Source organism: Bradyrhizobium algeriense, assembly GCF_003062295.1.
Classification (GTDB): domain Bacteria; phylum Pseudomonadota; class Alphaproteobacteria; order Rhizobiales; family Xanthobacteraceae; genus Bradyrhizobium; species Bradyrhizobium algeriense.
In genome coordinates this window covers 36,567-49,373 of sequence record NZ_PYCN01000002.1, presented here as the reverse complement: position 1 = coordinate 49,373, position 12,807 = coordinate 36,567, and the positions used below count along the sequence as shown (strand labels likewise).

The following is a 12,807-nucleotide window of genomic DNA, read 5'->3' as shown; positions in this document are numbered from 1 at the left end:
CATCCTCCTTCATTGCAGCCTGCATTTGGTTTCGGGGCGATCGACGCCAAGCGTATCGAGCTCTGACACCTGGTGCAAAAATCCCTCCTGCGGCGAAACCGAAACCACCATGCGTCCATCGACCAGCAGGATTGGCTGACGAAGCTGCAGGTTCCAGTCCCGCAGCGTCAGCCGCCGGCCCTTGAACGCCGCAATAGAAAAGTCGGGCCCTTTAAGGAACGCCGATACCGCCTTTGGGTCGCCAGACTTCGTGCGCGACGCCGCTTCGCCGATCATACGCGCGGCCGTCCAAGCCTGCATGTCCAGTGCGGTCATGTGTCGCGAGTTTAATTTTGCAAACCGGTTCTGGATCTGGATCGCGCCCCACTGATCCTGCGCGGCATGCCAACTGGTTGGAACCAACCCCGCTGAGCCGGCAACCGGCCGCGGGTCCCAGGTGCGGTAGGGCAGGTAGGATGCGAACACCTCGCTTTCATCGGCAGCGACGAGGACGTCATAGGCCGGTGCTTGCTGGGTAAATACCGGCATCTGCCGCTGGATCAAGGTGACGCCGCTATCGGTACGACGCGCGCCGCCGGTATCTTCGAAGGTTCGCTCCTGAACGATCTTGGCGCCGAAGCGCGTCGCTGCGCGGCGCAATGCGTCGGCGTACAGCCTGTCCTGCTCATGCGAGCCGACGACGAACAGCCAGCGCTTCCATTGCTTCCATACCAGATACTGGGCGAGCGCATCCGCCAGCATCGAGCGCGTCGGCGCGACGTGAATTACGTTGGCGCGACAGTCCTGCTCGCGCAACCGGTCGTCGATCGCGCCGGCATTCAATAGCAGCGTCCCGCGATCGCGGAGCGCGTCGGCGGCCTTCACCAAATCGTCCGCCGAAAGGTCGGCAATGATGAAGCCGGTGCGCTCGGCGAGGGCCGCCGCGGCCTTCGCGACATCCTCACCATCTTTCAGCCGGACTTCCTCCAGCGTGAAATGCTGGTTGAGGAACTTGCCCGTGGTGTTGTTGTCCTCGATTGAAAGGCGCGCGCCGGCAAAACCGTCGTTTTCCGCCGGCAGTTCGACGAGTGATAATTTCGCTTTGACCCCGGCGCGGCCGAGATAGCCGATGCCGATCTCGATCGGGTCTGCCGCGAGCACGGGGTTGGCCGCGACGCCCAAGCCGATCGCAATGACCAACCATCGGAACATGGCTTCTCCCTGACAGGTCTTCTCGAATTCGCCGTATGGCGGACCGTTGACCTGAACCATGACCGAATTGTTTTGGCTTGCAACCACAATTCTCTGTGGGGCGGCTTCAGCCCTTCAGGCGCTCCGCGTGCCAGCGCAGATGATCGGACATGAACGTGGAGATGAAGTAGTAACTGTGGTCATAGCCGGGCTGCCGGCGCAAGGTGAGGGGGATTCTGGCTTTCTCGCACGCGGCCTGCAGCAGCTCCGGGCGGAGCTGCTCGGTCAGAAACGGATCGGCATCGCCGTAGTCGACCAATAGATCGGACACTCTGGCGCCGTCCTCGATCAACGCAACGGTATCGTGCTTGCGCCATGCCTGCCTGATGTCGCCGAGATAGCCGCCGAGCGCCTTGATGCCCCACGGCACCTGCGAGGGCGCGACGATCGGCGCAAACGCGCTTGCCGCACGATAGCGATCGGGATGGCGCAGCGCGGCCGTCAGTGCGCCGTGACCACCCATGGAGTGGCCGAGGATGGATTGTCGATTGGGATCGACTGGAAAGTTCTCGGCGACCAGTTTCGGCAGCTCTTCCGTGACATAGCTCCACATGCGGTAATTGCGCGCGAACGGCTCCTGCGTCGCATCGACATAGAAGCCGGCGCCTAGCCCAAAGTCGTAGGCATTGGCGCGATCGCCGGGCACGCCTTCACCGCGCGGGCTGGTGTCGGGCGCAACGAAGATCAGTCCAAGCGCGGCGCAGGCGCTGCGGAATTCACCCTTTTCCGTGACGTTGGCGTGGGTGCAGGTCAGGCCGGAGAGATACCAGACCACCGGCAGCCTGGCGCCGGCGGTGTGCGGCGGGACATAGACCGAGAAAGTCATGTCGGTCCCGGTTTCGCGGCTGGCGTGTCGATAGACGCCCTGCGTTCTGCCGTATGACATGTTGAGCGAAACCGTCTGCATGGTCATGATCTCAAAACTCCTGCGCCGCGCGGCACGCTCTTACGCCACGCCGCTTTCAATTGCCAGCCGTACCAGTTCGGCGGACGTTCGCACACCGAGCTTCTGGCGCATGATCGAGGACGTATTGGCAACCGTCTTGTACGAGGAATGAACCATCCACGCGATCTCGGAAAGGCTCTTGCCGGCGCTGAGCAGGCGCAAGATCTCCATCTCCCGCGAGGTGAGCCGGGAAAGCGGGCTGCGGGCGAATGCAGGACCGGCGAATGCGATGCTCCGGGCGATCGCGGAGGGCAGATAGACCCCGCCCTTGCCGACTTCACGAATGGCCTCGACCAGATCCTGCGGATCGCCGGTCTTGGCGACATAACCCTTGGCGCCGATGTCGATGGCGCGCGCGGCGAAGACCGGATCGTCGTTCATGCTGAACATGATGATCCGAGCGGAAGCGGCGCGTGCAAGAATGCGCCGCGCCAGTTCGAACCCCGACACGGTCGGCAGGTTGATATCGATCACGCAGATGTCGGGGCGCTCAGTGACGAACACGCGTTCGCCGCTTTCAGCGTCGGCGGCCTCCAGCAGCACGACCTCTGGGTCGTCGGCAAATACGGTACGGCAGCCCGAAGCAACGATGGGATGGTCGTCGACGATCAGAACACGCATTGCATCGATCCCCGAACTGCTTCCGTTCCGTTGCTGCATCGCGTCAGGCCATACTGACGCTGGCGCGAGGTCGAATATGCAACACCCGCGAGATTGCTGTACGCTTCAATCTGATCGTCGGTTTTTCGACTGTCAACGGTCCTCTCGAGGGAGGAACTGATTGCGACGCGATTGGGGCAAACCTCATGTGGCAGAAATTATCGTTGCGTGGGCGGATCAATTTGCTGCTGGCGTTGGGCCTGACGCTCGGTCTGGCCATCAATATCGCGCGGCTGGTGGTGGAGGCGGCACCCCGCGTGCGGGCCGAGGATCAAAGCGTGATACGGCTGGCGCGCGAATTCGTGGAGACGATCGTTCCCGGCCTCAACGAGGCACCGGACCCGGATGCGCGGCTGAACCAGATCGTTCGCGACCTCAGCCGGCTCCGGCACGTCAGTATTACGCGGCAGGGTGATACCTCCGCAGGCGAGCGCTCCGGTAACGGCGATGACGAACGCTCGCCGCCGGCCTGGTTCATCGCGCTCGTTCATCCGGAAACGACCGCCGTGAGCGTACCGATCACCATCCATGGAAAGCCGCAGTCGCTCGTGATCACGTCGCATCCGAACGATGAAATGGCCGAGATCTGGGACGGAATCATCACCCAGCTTGCGGTCAGTTCCGCCCTCGCGATCGCGCTCTTTCTGGTTACCATGATGGTGGTCGGCCGCGCGCTGGCGCCGCTGCAGGCACTTTCGCAGACCATGGCGAATATCGAGGCCGGGCAATATGGTTCACGCGTCGAGCCCGGCGGCGCGCCCGAACTGGCGGCGCTCTGTGCCAAGCTGAACCACCTTGCGGGCGTCCTCGGCGAGGCGATCGAGGACAAGCGCCGGCTCGCCGAACGCACGGTCTCGCTGCAGGATCTGGAGCGCAAGGAGATTGCGCGCGAGCTGCATGACGAATTCGGGCCCTATCTTTTCACGCTGCGCGCCCATGCCGGCGCCCTGATGCGGCTTTCGGAAGACCGGCGCTCGGTCGCTGCGGATGCACTCCGCAAGCATGGCACCGCCATCATGGAGCAGATCAATGCGCTCCAGCAATTCAATCGCAGGATACTGGAAAAGCTGCGGCCCGTCGGGCTGGCGGAGCTCGGATTGCGCGAGGCGCTCGGCGTGCTCTTGCGTTTGTGGCGTGAGTCGCGTCCCGACGTGACCATCGACGCCAACATTGCATGCGCGCCTGAAGCGACCGGAGAAGTCACCGACTTGACGGTTTATCGCATCGTTCAGGAAGCTCTCACGAATGCCTTCCGCCACGCCGACGCGACTTCCGTCAGCGTCACGGTCGAACAGGCCACGGGAATGCATGGAAATCGCGGCTGCGCCCTGGTGCGCGTCAGCGACAACGGGCGTGGTCTGGCGCCGGATCACAAGCACGGCTTCGGCCTGATCGGCATGCGCGAAAGAATACTGGCGTTGGGCGGAACGCTGAATGTCGTCTCCGGCCACGGAGGCGTAACGGTCGAGGCGGTCGTTCCCCATGGGTCGCACCATTGATGGATTCGACGCGCCGTTCGGGAATTTCTCCCGGTCTCTTCCGGGACGAATGCATTTCGGGAACCCGACCTTTTGCGGCTAGCGCGCGTCGTTGCCTTCTCACTAGTATCGTCCGCAACGTGACCGGCGGGACAATGCGGTTGGAACGTAGTGGGTGGGGACAGAGTGGGGGTGGGGTACATGCGTGCGCGTTTAGTGTTGGTCGGGACAATCTCGATGTGCCTCGTCCCCGGGAATGACTGTGCTCAGGCCCAAACGGCGTCCCGCGATAGCGAAGTCTTGCCGGCCATCGAGGTAACTGCCCCAACGACATCAGCCAGACCAGCGACCCGACCAGCCCGCGGCAGTACTGCACCTCGAGCCACCCAAAATGTGCGCAGGGTCTATGTCTATCCGACCGCGCCGACGCCGACGGTCGGCTCGGGAATGGACGTCGACAAGGTGCCGGCAGCGGTCAACGCCGTTGGCGCCGGGCAGATCGCGCGCACGGGCTCGCTGAACATCGCGGACGCACTGCAACAACAGGTACCGGGTATCATCATCAGTGATACTACCGGCAATCCGTTCATGCCGGACATCCAGTTTCGCGGTTTCGTTGCATCGCCGGTCGCCGGTACCCCTCAGGGACTGGCAGTTTACCAGAACGGCGTGCGAATCAATGAGGCGTTCGGCGACACCGTTAACTGGGACTTGATTCCGACCGCGGCGATCAGGTCGGTCACCGTCGTGACCAATAACCCCGCGTTTGGCCTCAATGCGCTGGGCGGCGCGGTCAACGTCCAGATGAAGGATGGATTCAACTATAAAGGTGCCGAAATCAACACGATGGGTGGCTCGTTCGGACGCATCCAGAGTTCGGCGCAGTATGGCAAGCAGATCGACAATTTTTCCGTCTATGGTGCGCTCGAGGGAGTGCGTGACAACGGCTACCGCAATTTTTCGGAATCGGCTATCCGGCGCTTCTATGGCGATGTCGGCTACCGGACCGACAGCAGTGAATTTCACCTCAACGTGGGTGTCGCCAAGAACAATTTCGGCGCCTCTGCAGCGGTTCCGGTCGAATTGCTGCAGAAATACTGGGGCGCGACCTATACAACACCGCAGACTACGGACAACCGCGTTGCCTACGCCAACCTGACCGGAAAGATCGAGGTGACGCCGACCTGGACCATCGATGGCTCGGCGCGCGTCCGTGCATTCCGGCAGAAGACGGTGGACGGAAACCCGACCGAGACGGCACCGTGTGACGCCGATTCGGCGCTGCTTTGCTTCAACGAGGACAACACCACGCCGGGAGCGCCGGCGAACGGGCTCAACGGAGTCCAGCTTGCAAATCCGTTCCCCGATGGTGCGGTGCTGGGCCAGATCGACCGGACGACCACCCGTTCGACGACGACCGGGGCGACCCTGCAGGCAACCAACACCGACCAGTTGTTCGGGCACAACAACCAGTTCATGGTTGGCACCAGTTTCGACTCCGGCGTTACCCGCTTCGGGGCCAGCGCGGAATTGGGCACGATCGGTTCAAATTACGTCGTCAGCGGCAGCGGCATATTTCTCGGCCCATCAGGCATTCCTATTTCGATTGGTCCGGTCTCGCTTCGCGCTACCAACAGGTACACCGGGCTCTATGCGCTCGACACATTCGACGTTACGGAAGCGTTCTCGATTTCGGGCGGCGGCCGGTTCAACTATGCAAACATCGTCCTTCAGGATCTGATCGGCACCGAGCTCAACGGCAATCACACGTTCAGCCGCTTCAATCCGATGATCGGTGGCACCTACAAGATTACGCCGGAACTGACGGCTTATGCCGGCTATTCCGAAGCCAATCGCGCACCGACCCCGCTGGAACTCGCATGCGCCGACCCTGCGCGCCCCTGTATTGTCGCGGCATTCCTGATCGCGGACCCGCCGCTGAAGCAGGTCGTGTCCCGCACCGTAGAGGCGGGTTTGCGCGGCACAAAGGAGCTGAATATCGGGACGCTTGGGTGGAAAGTCGGCGCGTTCCGCGCGACCAATGCTGATGACATCCTCGCAATCCCGAGCCCTGAGCTGCAGGGATTTGGCTATTTCCAGAACGTGGGTAGAACGCGGCGCCAGGGTATCGAGGCCCAAGTCAATCTGACATCGAAGACGCTGCAACTATACGCCAGCTATGCCCTCGTCGATGCACGCTTCCTCGATACCCTGCAGGTCGGCTCGAACAGTCCGTTCGCAGTTGACGACGTTGTCCAGATCCTGCCGGGCAACCGAATCCCCGCGATTCCACGTAACCGGGTCAAGTTTGGCATCGACTACTCGGTCACTGACGCCTTCAAGGTCGGCGGTGATGCGTTGTTCGTCGGCAGCCAGTATTTTGTCGGTGATGAATCCAATCAGGCGGCGAGGCTGCCAGGGTATTCGGTCTTCAACCTGCACGCCTCATATCAGATCAACAAGACGTTTCAGATCTACGGCCGCGTCGACAATATCTTCGACAATCGCTATGCGACCTACGGGACGTTCTTCGATACCGAGAACGTGCCCAATTTCGCCAATGGCGGCGCGGAGTTCTCGGACCCGCGCTCTGTCAGCCCGGCGCGGCCGCGGGCGTTCTATGCAGGGCTGAAGGCAACCTTCTAGGCCAGCGAAACGGATTGCAGTTTCCGTTGCCCGATGCAGGGGGAGGCAGCGCTGAGGCGCCGCAAAATATCGGCTTTCCGCAACCGTGACGTTCCGCTTTCAGGATGCGTCCGGCGCCGGCTCGGCGCAATGCGCCTTGTGGATCGCCGAGGGTACGAAGCCAAAGTGCTTCCGGAACACGCGGCTGAAGTGCGACGAGCTGGAAAAGCCCCACGAAAATGCGACATCCGTGATGGTCTTGCCGTGCTGCGTCTCCAGCTCCTGGCGGCAGTGCAGCAGCCGCGCCCGCCAGATATAATCGCTGACGGTCATGCCCTTGTCGCTGAACAGCATGTGCAGATAGCGCTTGGTGCAGCCCAATGCCGCGGAGATCTGGTCGATGCACAGCTCCGGGTCGCGCAAATGCTCGCGGATGAAGGCTTGCGCCCGAATGTACATCGCCTCGGGACCGACGCGATCGAACATCGTGTCGGCCTCGCGCAGCGGCAACAGCAGCAGATCGATGAGCGAATCAGCGACGCCGATGGCGTTGTAGGGCGACAGCCGGTTCGCTTCGTCGAACGCGGTGTGCACGAAGTCATAGGCGATGCGGCCGGTGCCGTTACGCGCGGAGAGCTTGCACGGCAGCATCTTCGCCGTGCGGAAGCCGCGCTCGTGAAGCAGTGCCTTTGGCACGATCACGACCTCGTGCCGGGTCAATGAGGGGCTGACGATCGTGTGCGGGCAGGAGACGTCATAGGCGAGACAGTCGCCGGGCATGATGTCGATGCGACGGCCAGCCTGTTCGAAATGAGAAATGCCGTAGGTCTGGAACAGTATCTTGACGTAGGGATGTTCGCTCAGTTTTGTGCCTGAGACCGTGTGTGCGATGCGATGCTGGCTTGCCTCGATCTGACACAATTTTAGCTGCGAGACGGTTGTGTAATTTATCCGCGCCTCGAGCGAAGAACCCTCAAGTGGATCGACATCAAACTGGCCGCAGAGATCGGTCAGCGCATCTGACCAAGTTTGGATCTGCCTCTTCGGCGTTAACCCGGAAGTGCTGAGTGAACGAACTGTATCAGACATTGCCCAGCCACCGATTTGAGAACAGGCCGCGACCTCCGCCTAGGCGTCGGTCAGATGGTCGTGACATTTGGGCCCAATTTAGGCAGTCGTCCGGGAAGTTGCGCAGATTCTTCCCAATATCCCTTTGACAATCCTCCAACTTAGTTTCAGCGGCGTCAAGGGAAACCTCGACCGAGGGCCGCGCAGGGAAGGTCGTGGGAACACGCCCACGGAATGATGCTTCGCAGCATCACGGCAGAGCCGGAACGTCGCGCGCCGGTCCGAAATTAAAATGATTAAGTTTCGCTATTGAGCAAACGCGCTTCGCTCTTGGGCAAGTTTCCTATTTCCGAACGGGATAGGAATAGGGACCAAGAATGGAAAATGGGCCGTCTCGGCGGAAACCCAAAACTCTTAAATCTGGGAGGAAACCACTATGCGCAAGGTGCTATCCGCTGCCTGTCTCGGCGCCATGGCGACATTCGCCGCAGGCGTCGCATCCGCCAACGAAGAACTGATCAAGATGTCGCAGAACCCAAAGGACTGGGTGCAGCCGGCCGGCGACTACGCCAATACACGCTACTCGAAGCTTAACCAGATCAACGCATCCAATGTCGGCAAGCTCCAGGTCGCCTGGACCTTCTCGACCGGCGTGCTGCGCGGCCATGAAGGCGGGCCGCTCATCATCGGTAACATCATGTACGTCCATACGCCGTTCCCGAACAAGGTCTACGCTCTTGACCTTTCGCAGGAGAACAAGATCGTCTGGAAGTATGAGCCGAAGCAGGATCCGAACGTCATTCCGGTGATGTGCTGCGATACGGTCAATCGCGGCGTGGCCTATGGCGACGGCAAGATATTCCTGCATCAGGCAGACACGACGCTGGTCGCGCTCGATGCCAAGACCGGCCAGGTGGCGTGGAGCGTCAAGAATGGAGATCCGGGCAAGGGCGCCACGGGCACCTCCGCGCCGCTCGTCGTCAAGGACAAGGTCCTGATCGGCATTTCCGGCGGCGAGTTCGGCGTGCAATGCCACGTCACGGCTTACGACCTCAAGAGCGGAAAGCAGGTATGGCGCGCCTTCTCCGAAGGGCCGGACGATCAGATCCTGGTCGACCCCGTGAAGACGACCGAGCTCGGCAAGCCGATCGGCAAGGATTCGAGCATCAAGACCTGGCAAGGCGATCAGTGGAAGATCGGCGGCGGCTGCACATGGGGCTGGTTGTCCTATGACCCCGGTCTGAACATGGTCTATTACGGGTCCGGCAACCCCTCGACCTGGAACCCGAAACAGCGTCCGGGCGACAACAAGTGGTCGATGACCGTCTTCGCGCGCAATCCGGACACCGGCATGGCCAACTGGGTCTACCAGATGACGCCCCATGATGAGTGGGACTACGACGGCGTCAACGAAATGATCCTCAGTGACCAGGAGATCAATGGCCAGGCGCGCAAGCTGTTGACCCATTTCGACCGCAACGGTCTAGCTTACACGATGGACCGTACCAACGGCGAACTCCTGGTCGCTGAGAAGTACGATCCGAAGGTGAACTGGACCACCGGCGTCGACATGAACAAGAGCTCGCCGACCTACGGCCGTCCCAAGGTTGTCGATCAGTATTCGACCGAAAAGGGCGGCGAAGACAAGAACACCAAGGGTATCTGCCCGGCCGCGCTCGGCACCAAGGACGAGCAGCCGGCAGCCTATTCGCCCGATACGCAACTGTTCTACGTGCCGACCAACCACGTCTGCATGGACTACGAGCCGTTCAAGGTGAGCTACACCGCGGGCCAGCCCTACGTCGGTGCGACCCTGTCGATGTATCCGCCTCAGGGCGAGAGCCACATGGGCAACTTCATTGCCTGGGACAACAAGACCGGCAAGATCGTCTGGTCGAACAAGGAGCAGTTCTCGGTGTGGTCGGGCGCGCTCGCGACGGCTGGCGGCGTGGTGTTCTACGGAACGCTCGAAGGCTATCTGAAGGCAGTCGATGCCAAGACGGGCAAGGAGCTCTACAAGTTCAAGACCCCGTCCGGCATCATCGGCAACGTCACGACCTATGAGCAGGGCGGCAGGCAGTATGTTGCAGTGCTGTCCGGTGTTGGCGGCTGGGCGGGTATCGGCCTTGCCGCAGGTCTGACCGAGCCAACTGAAGGCCTCGGTGCAGTCGGCGGCTACGCCGCGCTGAGCAACTACACGGCGCTGGGCGGAACACTCACGGTGTTTGCGCTGCCGCAGTGAGTGCCAACCTCGTTCCGGCGCGTGGCTCGTGCCACGCGTCGGTTCGTCTGCCATCGAATATTGAGGACAATCTCTTGCGTATAATCTGGTTGTTGGCGGCCATTCTCGTATTCATGGCCTCCGGAAAGCTCGTCCTAGCCGATAACGCGGTCGACCCGAAGGCCGTCAAATCCGAGGACGGCAAGTATCTCGACAAGGAAGGGAGTCCTACCTTCAATGTTGGAGCCGACGGTACCGTCGATTGGTACACTTATTCGGGATTTCGCCGCTATCATTCGGAATGCCATGTCTGCCATGGTCCTGACGGGATGGGGTCGACCTACGCACCGGCGCTAAAGGATTCGCTGAAGACGATGAGCTACGGCGACTTCGTCGGGGTCGTCGCGAGCGGCCGCCAGAACGGTAACTCCGTCATGCCAGCCCTCGGCGACAATCCGAATGTCGCCTGCTACATGGACGATCTTTATGTGTATCTGCGTGCCCGCGCCCATGACGCCGTCGGGCGCGTCCGACCTCCGAAGAAGGAAGACAAACCCGACGCGTACACCGAGGCAGAAAAGTCCTGCATGGGAGCCAAATGATCATGCCGAACATGCGAGGCGCGCGTTCCGGCCGATCCGTGCAGCGACTTGAAAAGAAAATGTGGAGTTTAAGATGAAGACCCGCGCTGCTGTCGCATTCGAGGCCAAAAAGCCTCTTGAAATTGTTGAGGTCGATCTGGAAGGCCCGAAGGCCGGTGAAGTCCTCGTCGAGATAAAGGCGACTGGAATCTGTCACACCGATGCCTATACGCTTGATGGATTCGACAGCGAAGGAATCTTTCCGTCGATCCTCGGTCATGAGGGCGCAGGCATCGTCCGGGAGGTTGGGCCGGGCGTGACGTCGGTCAAGACCGGCGATCACGTGATTCCGCTCTACACGCCGGAATGCCGCCAGTGCAAAAGCTGCCTGAGCGGCAAGACCAATCTTTGTACCGCCATCCGCGCCACGCAGGGCAAGGGGCTGATGCCGGACGGCACCTCGCGCTTCAGCTATAAGGGCAAGCCGATCTACCACTATATGGGCTGCTCGACCTTCTCGAACTTTACCGTGCTGCCGGAGATCGCGGTGGCAAAGATCCGCGAGGACGCGCCGTTCGACAAGAGCTGCTACATCGGTTGCGGGGTGACGACGGGCGTTGGCGCCGTGGTGAATACCGCCAAGGTGACACCGGGCGCCAATGTCGTCGTATTCGGTCTCGGCGGCATCGGGCTCAACGTCATCCAGGGCGCGAAGATGGTGGGCGCCGACAAGATCGTCGGCGTTGACATCAACGACTCCAAGGAGGATTGGGGCCGCCGTTTCGGCATGACGCATTTCGTCAACCCGACCAAGGTCAGCGATATCGTCCAGCATCTGGTCGGACTTACCGACGGCGGCGCCGATTACACCTTCGACTGCACCGGCAACACCACCGTGATGCGGCAGGCCCTCGAAGCGTGCCATCGCGGCTGGGGTGTCTCGGTCGTTATCGGGGTCGCGGAGTCCGGCAAGGAAATCGCCACCCGGCCGTTCCAACTGGTGACCGGCCGCGTCTGGAAGGGAACGGCCTTTGGCGGCGCGCGCGGCCGCACGGACGTGCCAAAAATCGTCGACTGGTACATGAACGGAAAGATCGAAATTGATCCGATGATCACGCACGTCCTCAAGCTGGAGGAGATCAACCACGGATTCGATCTCATGCATCAGGGCAAGTCGATCCGCTCGGTTGTCGTGTTCTGAAATTAGAGAACCTAAAACACAAGGAGGATAGGCCCATGACTGTTCATATTCATCCAGCGATTGATAGCGGCGTAAAGAAGGGGACCGGCAACTTTGCCGGCGGCACTCTTGTCTGCAAATGCACGGACAGGCCGGTCAAGGTCGCCATCAAGGGCGATGTGGCCCACAACCACGCCTGCGGCTGTACCAAATGCTGGAAGCCCGCGGGGGCGACCTTCTCTGTCGTTGCCGTGGTCCCGCGCGACAATGTGAACGTGACCGAGAATGGCGACAAGCTACAGATTGTCGACGCGTCAGCGGCGATCCAGCGCCATGCCTGCAAGGCCTGCGGCACGCATATGTACGGCCGGATCGAGAACACCGGGCATCCATTCTACGGCCTCGACTTCATCCATCCCGAACTGTTCCAGGAAGGTGGATGGGCAGCCCCCGGGTTCGCCGCATTCGTGTCGTCCGTGCTGGAGTCCGGCGTTCAACCGGGCGAGATGGATGGAATCAGGGGACGGTTGAGGGAACTCGGGCTCGAGCCCTATGATTGCCTGTCGCCGCCCTTGATGGATGCGATCTCGAGCCACGTGGCAAAGTCCAAGGCCAAGGCGGCTTGAACAAGGCTGCCTGAAACGGCGCCGGCCTGATCCTCCGCGATACCTGACTCGCGCTGATGGCGATGGCCATCAGCGGAGCCGGACGCTGGGAGCGTCACGCGGTCGTGCCATTGCTTCGCTGGTGTCGGTAGGCGAAGAACGCCTGCCGACCAACGAAGCCGTACACCCGTCTCGGGCGGGCGGCTCTCCGGC

10 protein-coding genes are annotated in these 12,807 nt (G+C 61.3%); 6 read left to right on the top strand and 4 right to left on the bottom strand.

Annotation, left to right across the window (positions count from 1 at the left end):
- Positions 1-9: 9 nt before the first annotated feature.
- The 3 genes from C7G61_RS04385 to C7G61_RS04375 form a co-directional block, all read right to left on the bottom strand.
- Entirely contained in the window at positions 10-1,191 is a 1,182-nt protein-coding gene (locus C7G61_RS04385; RefSeq protein ID WP_108513430.1) for an ABC transporter substrate-binding protein, read from the bottom strand.
- Between the two features lie 106 nt (positions 1,192-1,297).
- On the bottom strand, positions 1,298-2,143 hold the full coding sequence (fghA, locus tag C7G61_RS04380) for an S-formylglutathione hydrolase (RefSeq protein WP_108512886.1): 846 nt from the start codon (positions 2,141-2,143) through the stop codon (positions 1,298-1,300).
- Positions 2,144-2,176: 33 nt separating this feature from the next.
- Entirely contained in the window at positions 2,177-2,797 is a 621-nt protein-coding gene (locus tag C7G61_RS04375; RefSeq protein WP_108512885.1) for a response regulator transcription factor, read from the bottom strand.
- A 185-nt stretch (positions 2,798-2,982) separates the two neighbouring features.
- Here C7G61_RS04375 and C7G61_RS04370 point away from each other — a divergent pair, with 185 nt between their 5' ends.
- Both C7G61_RS04370 and C7G61_RS04365 read left to right on the top strand, forming a co-directional pair.
- Positions 2,983-4,335, top strand: a complete 1,353-nt coding sequence (locus tag C7G61_RS04370; RefSeq protein WP_108512884.1) for an ATP-binding protein — start codon at positions 2,983-2,985, stop codon at positions 4,333-4,335.
- A 180-nt stretch (positions 4,336-4,515) separates the two neighbouring features.
- Complete coding sequence (locus C7G61_RS04365; RefSeq protein ID WP_108512883.1) at positions 4,516-6,960, top strand: TonB-dependent receptor; 2,445 nt, start codon at positions 4,516-4,518, stop codon at positions 6,958-6,960.
- A 99-nt stretch (positions 6,961-7,059) separates the two neighbouring features.
- On the opposite strand, the gene C7G61_RS04360 is transcribed toward C7G61_RS04365, so the two are convergent.
- On the bottom strand, positions 7,060-8,028 hold the full coding sequence (locus C7G61_RS04360) for a helix-turn-helix domain-containing protein (protein WP_108512882.1): 969 nt from the start codon (positions 8,026-8,028) through the stop codon (positions 7,060-7,062).
- Between the two features lie 415 nt (positions 8,029-8,443).
- Between C7G61_RS04360 and xoxF5 the strand changes: the two genes are divergently transcribed.
- The 4 genes from xoxF5 (at position 8,444) to gfa (ending at position 12,615) form a co-directional block, all read left to right on the top strand.
- Positions 8,444-10,249, top strand: a complete 1,806-nt coding sequence (xoxF5, locus tag C7G61_RS04355; RefSeq protein WP_108512881.1) for a lanthanide-dependent methanol dehydrogenase XoxF5 — start codon at positions 8,444-8,446, stop codon at positions 10,247-10,249.
- Positions 10,250-10,362: 113 nt separating this feature from the next.
- Complete coding sequence (locus C7G61_RS04350; RefSeq protein ID WP_108513429.1) at positions 10,363-10,830, top strand: c-type cytochrome, methanol metabolism-related; 468 nt, start codon at positions 10,363-10,365, stop codon at positions 10,828-10,830.
- 73 nt (positions 10,831-10,903) lie between these two features.
- Positions 10,904-12,010, top strand: coding sequence for an S-(hydroxymethyl)glutathione dehydrogenase/class III alcohol dehydrogenase (locus C7G61_RS04345; protein WP_108512880.1), 1,107 nt, complete (start codon positions 10,904-10,906; stop codon positions 12,008-12,010).
- A 35-nt stretch (positions 12,011-12,045) separates the two neighbouring features.
- A complete protein-coding gene (gfa, locus tag C7G61_RS04340; RefSeq protein WP_108512879.1) occupies positions 12,046-12,615 on the top strand; it encodes an S-(hydroxymethyl)glutathione synthase in 570 nt (189 codons plus the stop codon).
- Positions 12,616-12,807: the final 192 nt, after the last annotated feature.

What these genes read in the sequence shown, in the direction of transcription:
- fghA (WP_108512886.1), bottom strand. Translation starts at nt 2,143, where the DNA reads ATGACCATGCAGACGGTTTCGCTCAACATGTCATACGGCAGAACGCAG.
- C7G61_RS04385 (WP_108513430.1), bottom strand. Translation starts at nt 1,191, where the DNA reads ATGTTCCGATGGTTGGTCATTGCGATCGGCTTGGGCGTCGCGGCCAAC.
- C7G61_RS04370 (WP_108512884.1), top strand. Translation starts at nt 2,983, where the DNA reads ATGTGGCAGAAATTATCGTTGCGTGGGCGGATCAATTTGCTGCTGGCG.
- C7G61_RS04375 (WP_108512885.1), bottom strand. Translation starts at nt 2,797, where the DNA reads ATGCGTGTTCTGATCGTCGACGACCATCCCATCGTTGCTTCGGGCTGC.
- C7G61_RS04350 (WP_108513429.1), top strand. Translation starts at nt 10,363, where the DNA reads ATGGCCTCCGGAAAGCTCGTCCTAGCCGATAACGCGGTCGACCCGAAG.
- gfa (WP_108512879.1), top strand. Translation starts at nt 12,046, where the DNA reads ATGACTGTTCATATTCATCCAGCGATTGATAGCGGCGTAAAGAAGGGG.
- C7G61_RS04345 (WP_108512880.1), top strand. Translation starts at nt 10,904, where the DNA reads ATGAAGACCCGCGCTGCTGTCGCATTCGAGGCCAAAAAGCCTCTTGAA.
- C7G61_RS04360 (WP_108512882.1), bottom strand. Translation starts at nt 8,028, where the DNA reads ATGTCTGATACAGTTCGTTCACTCAGCACTTCCGGGTTAACGCCGAAG.
- C7G61_RS04365 (WP_108512883.1), top strand. Translation starts at nt 4,516, where the DNA reads ATGCGTGCGCGTTTAGTGTTGGTCGGGACAATCTCGATGTGCCTCGTC.
- xoxF5 (WP_108512881.1), top strand. Translation starts at nt 8,444, where the DNA reads ATGCGCAAGGTGCTATCCGCTGCCTGTCTCGGCGCCATGGCGACATTC.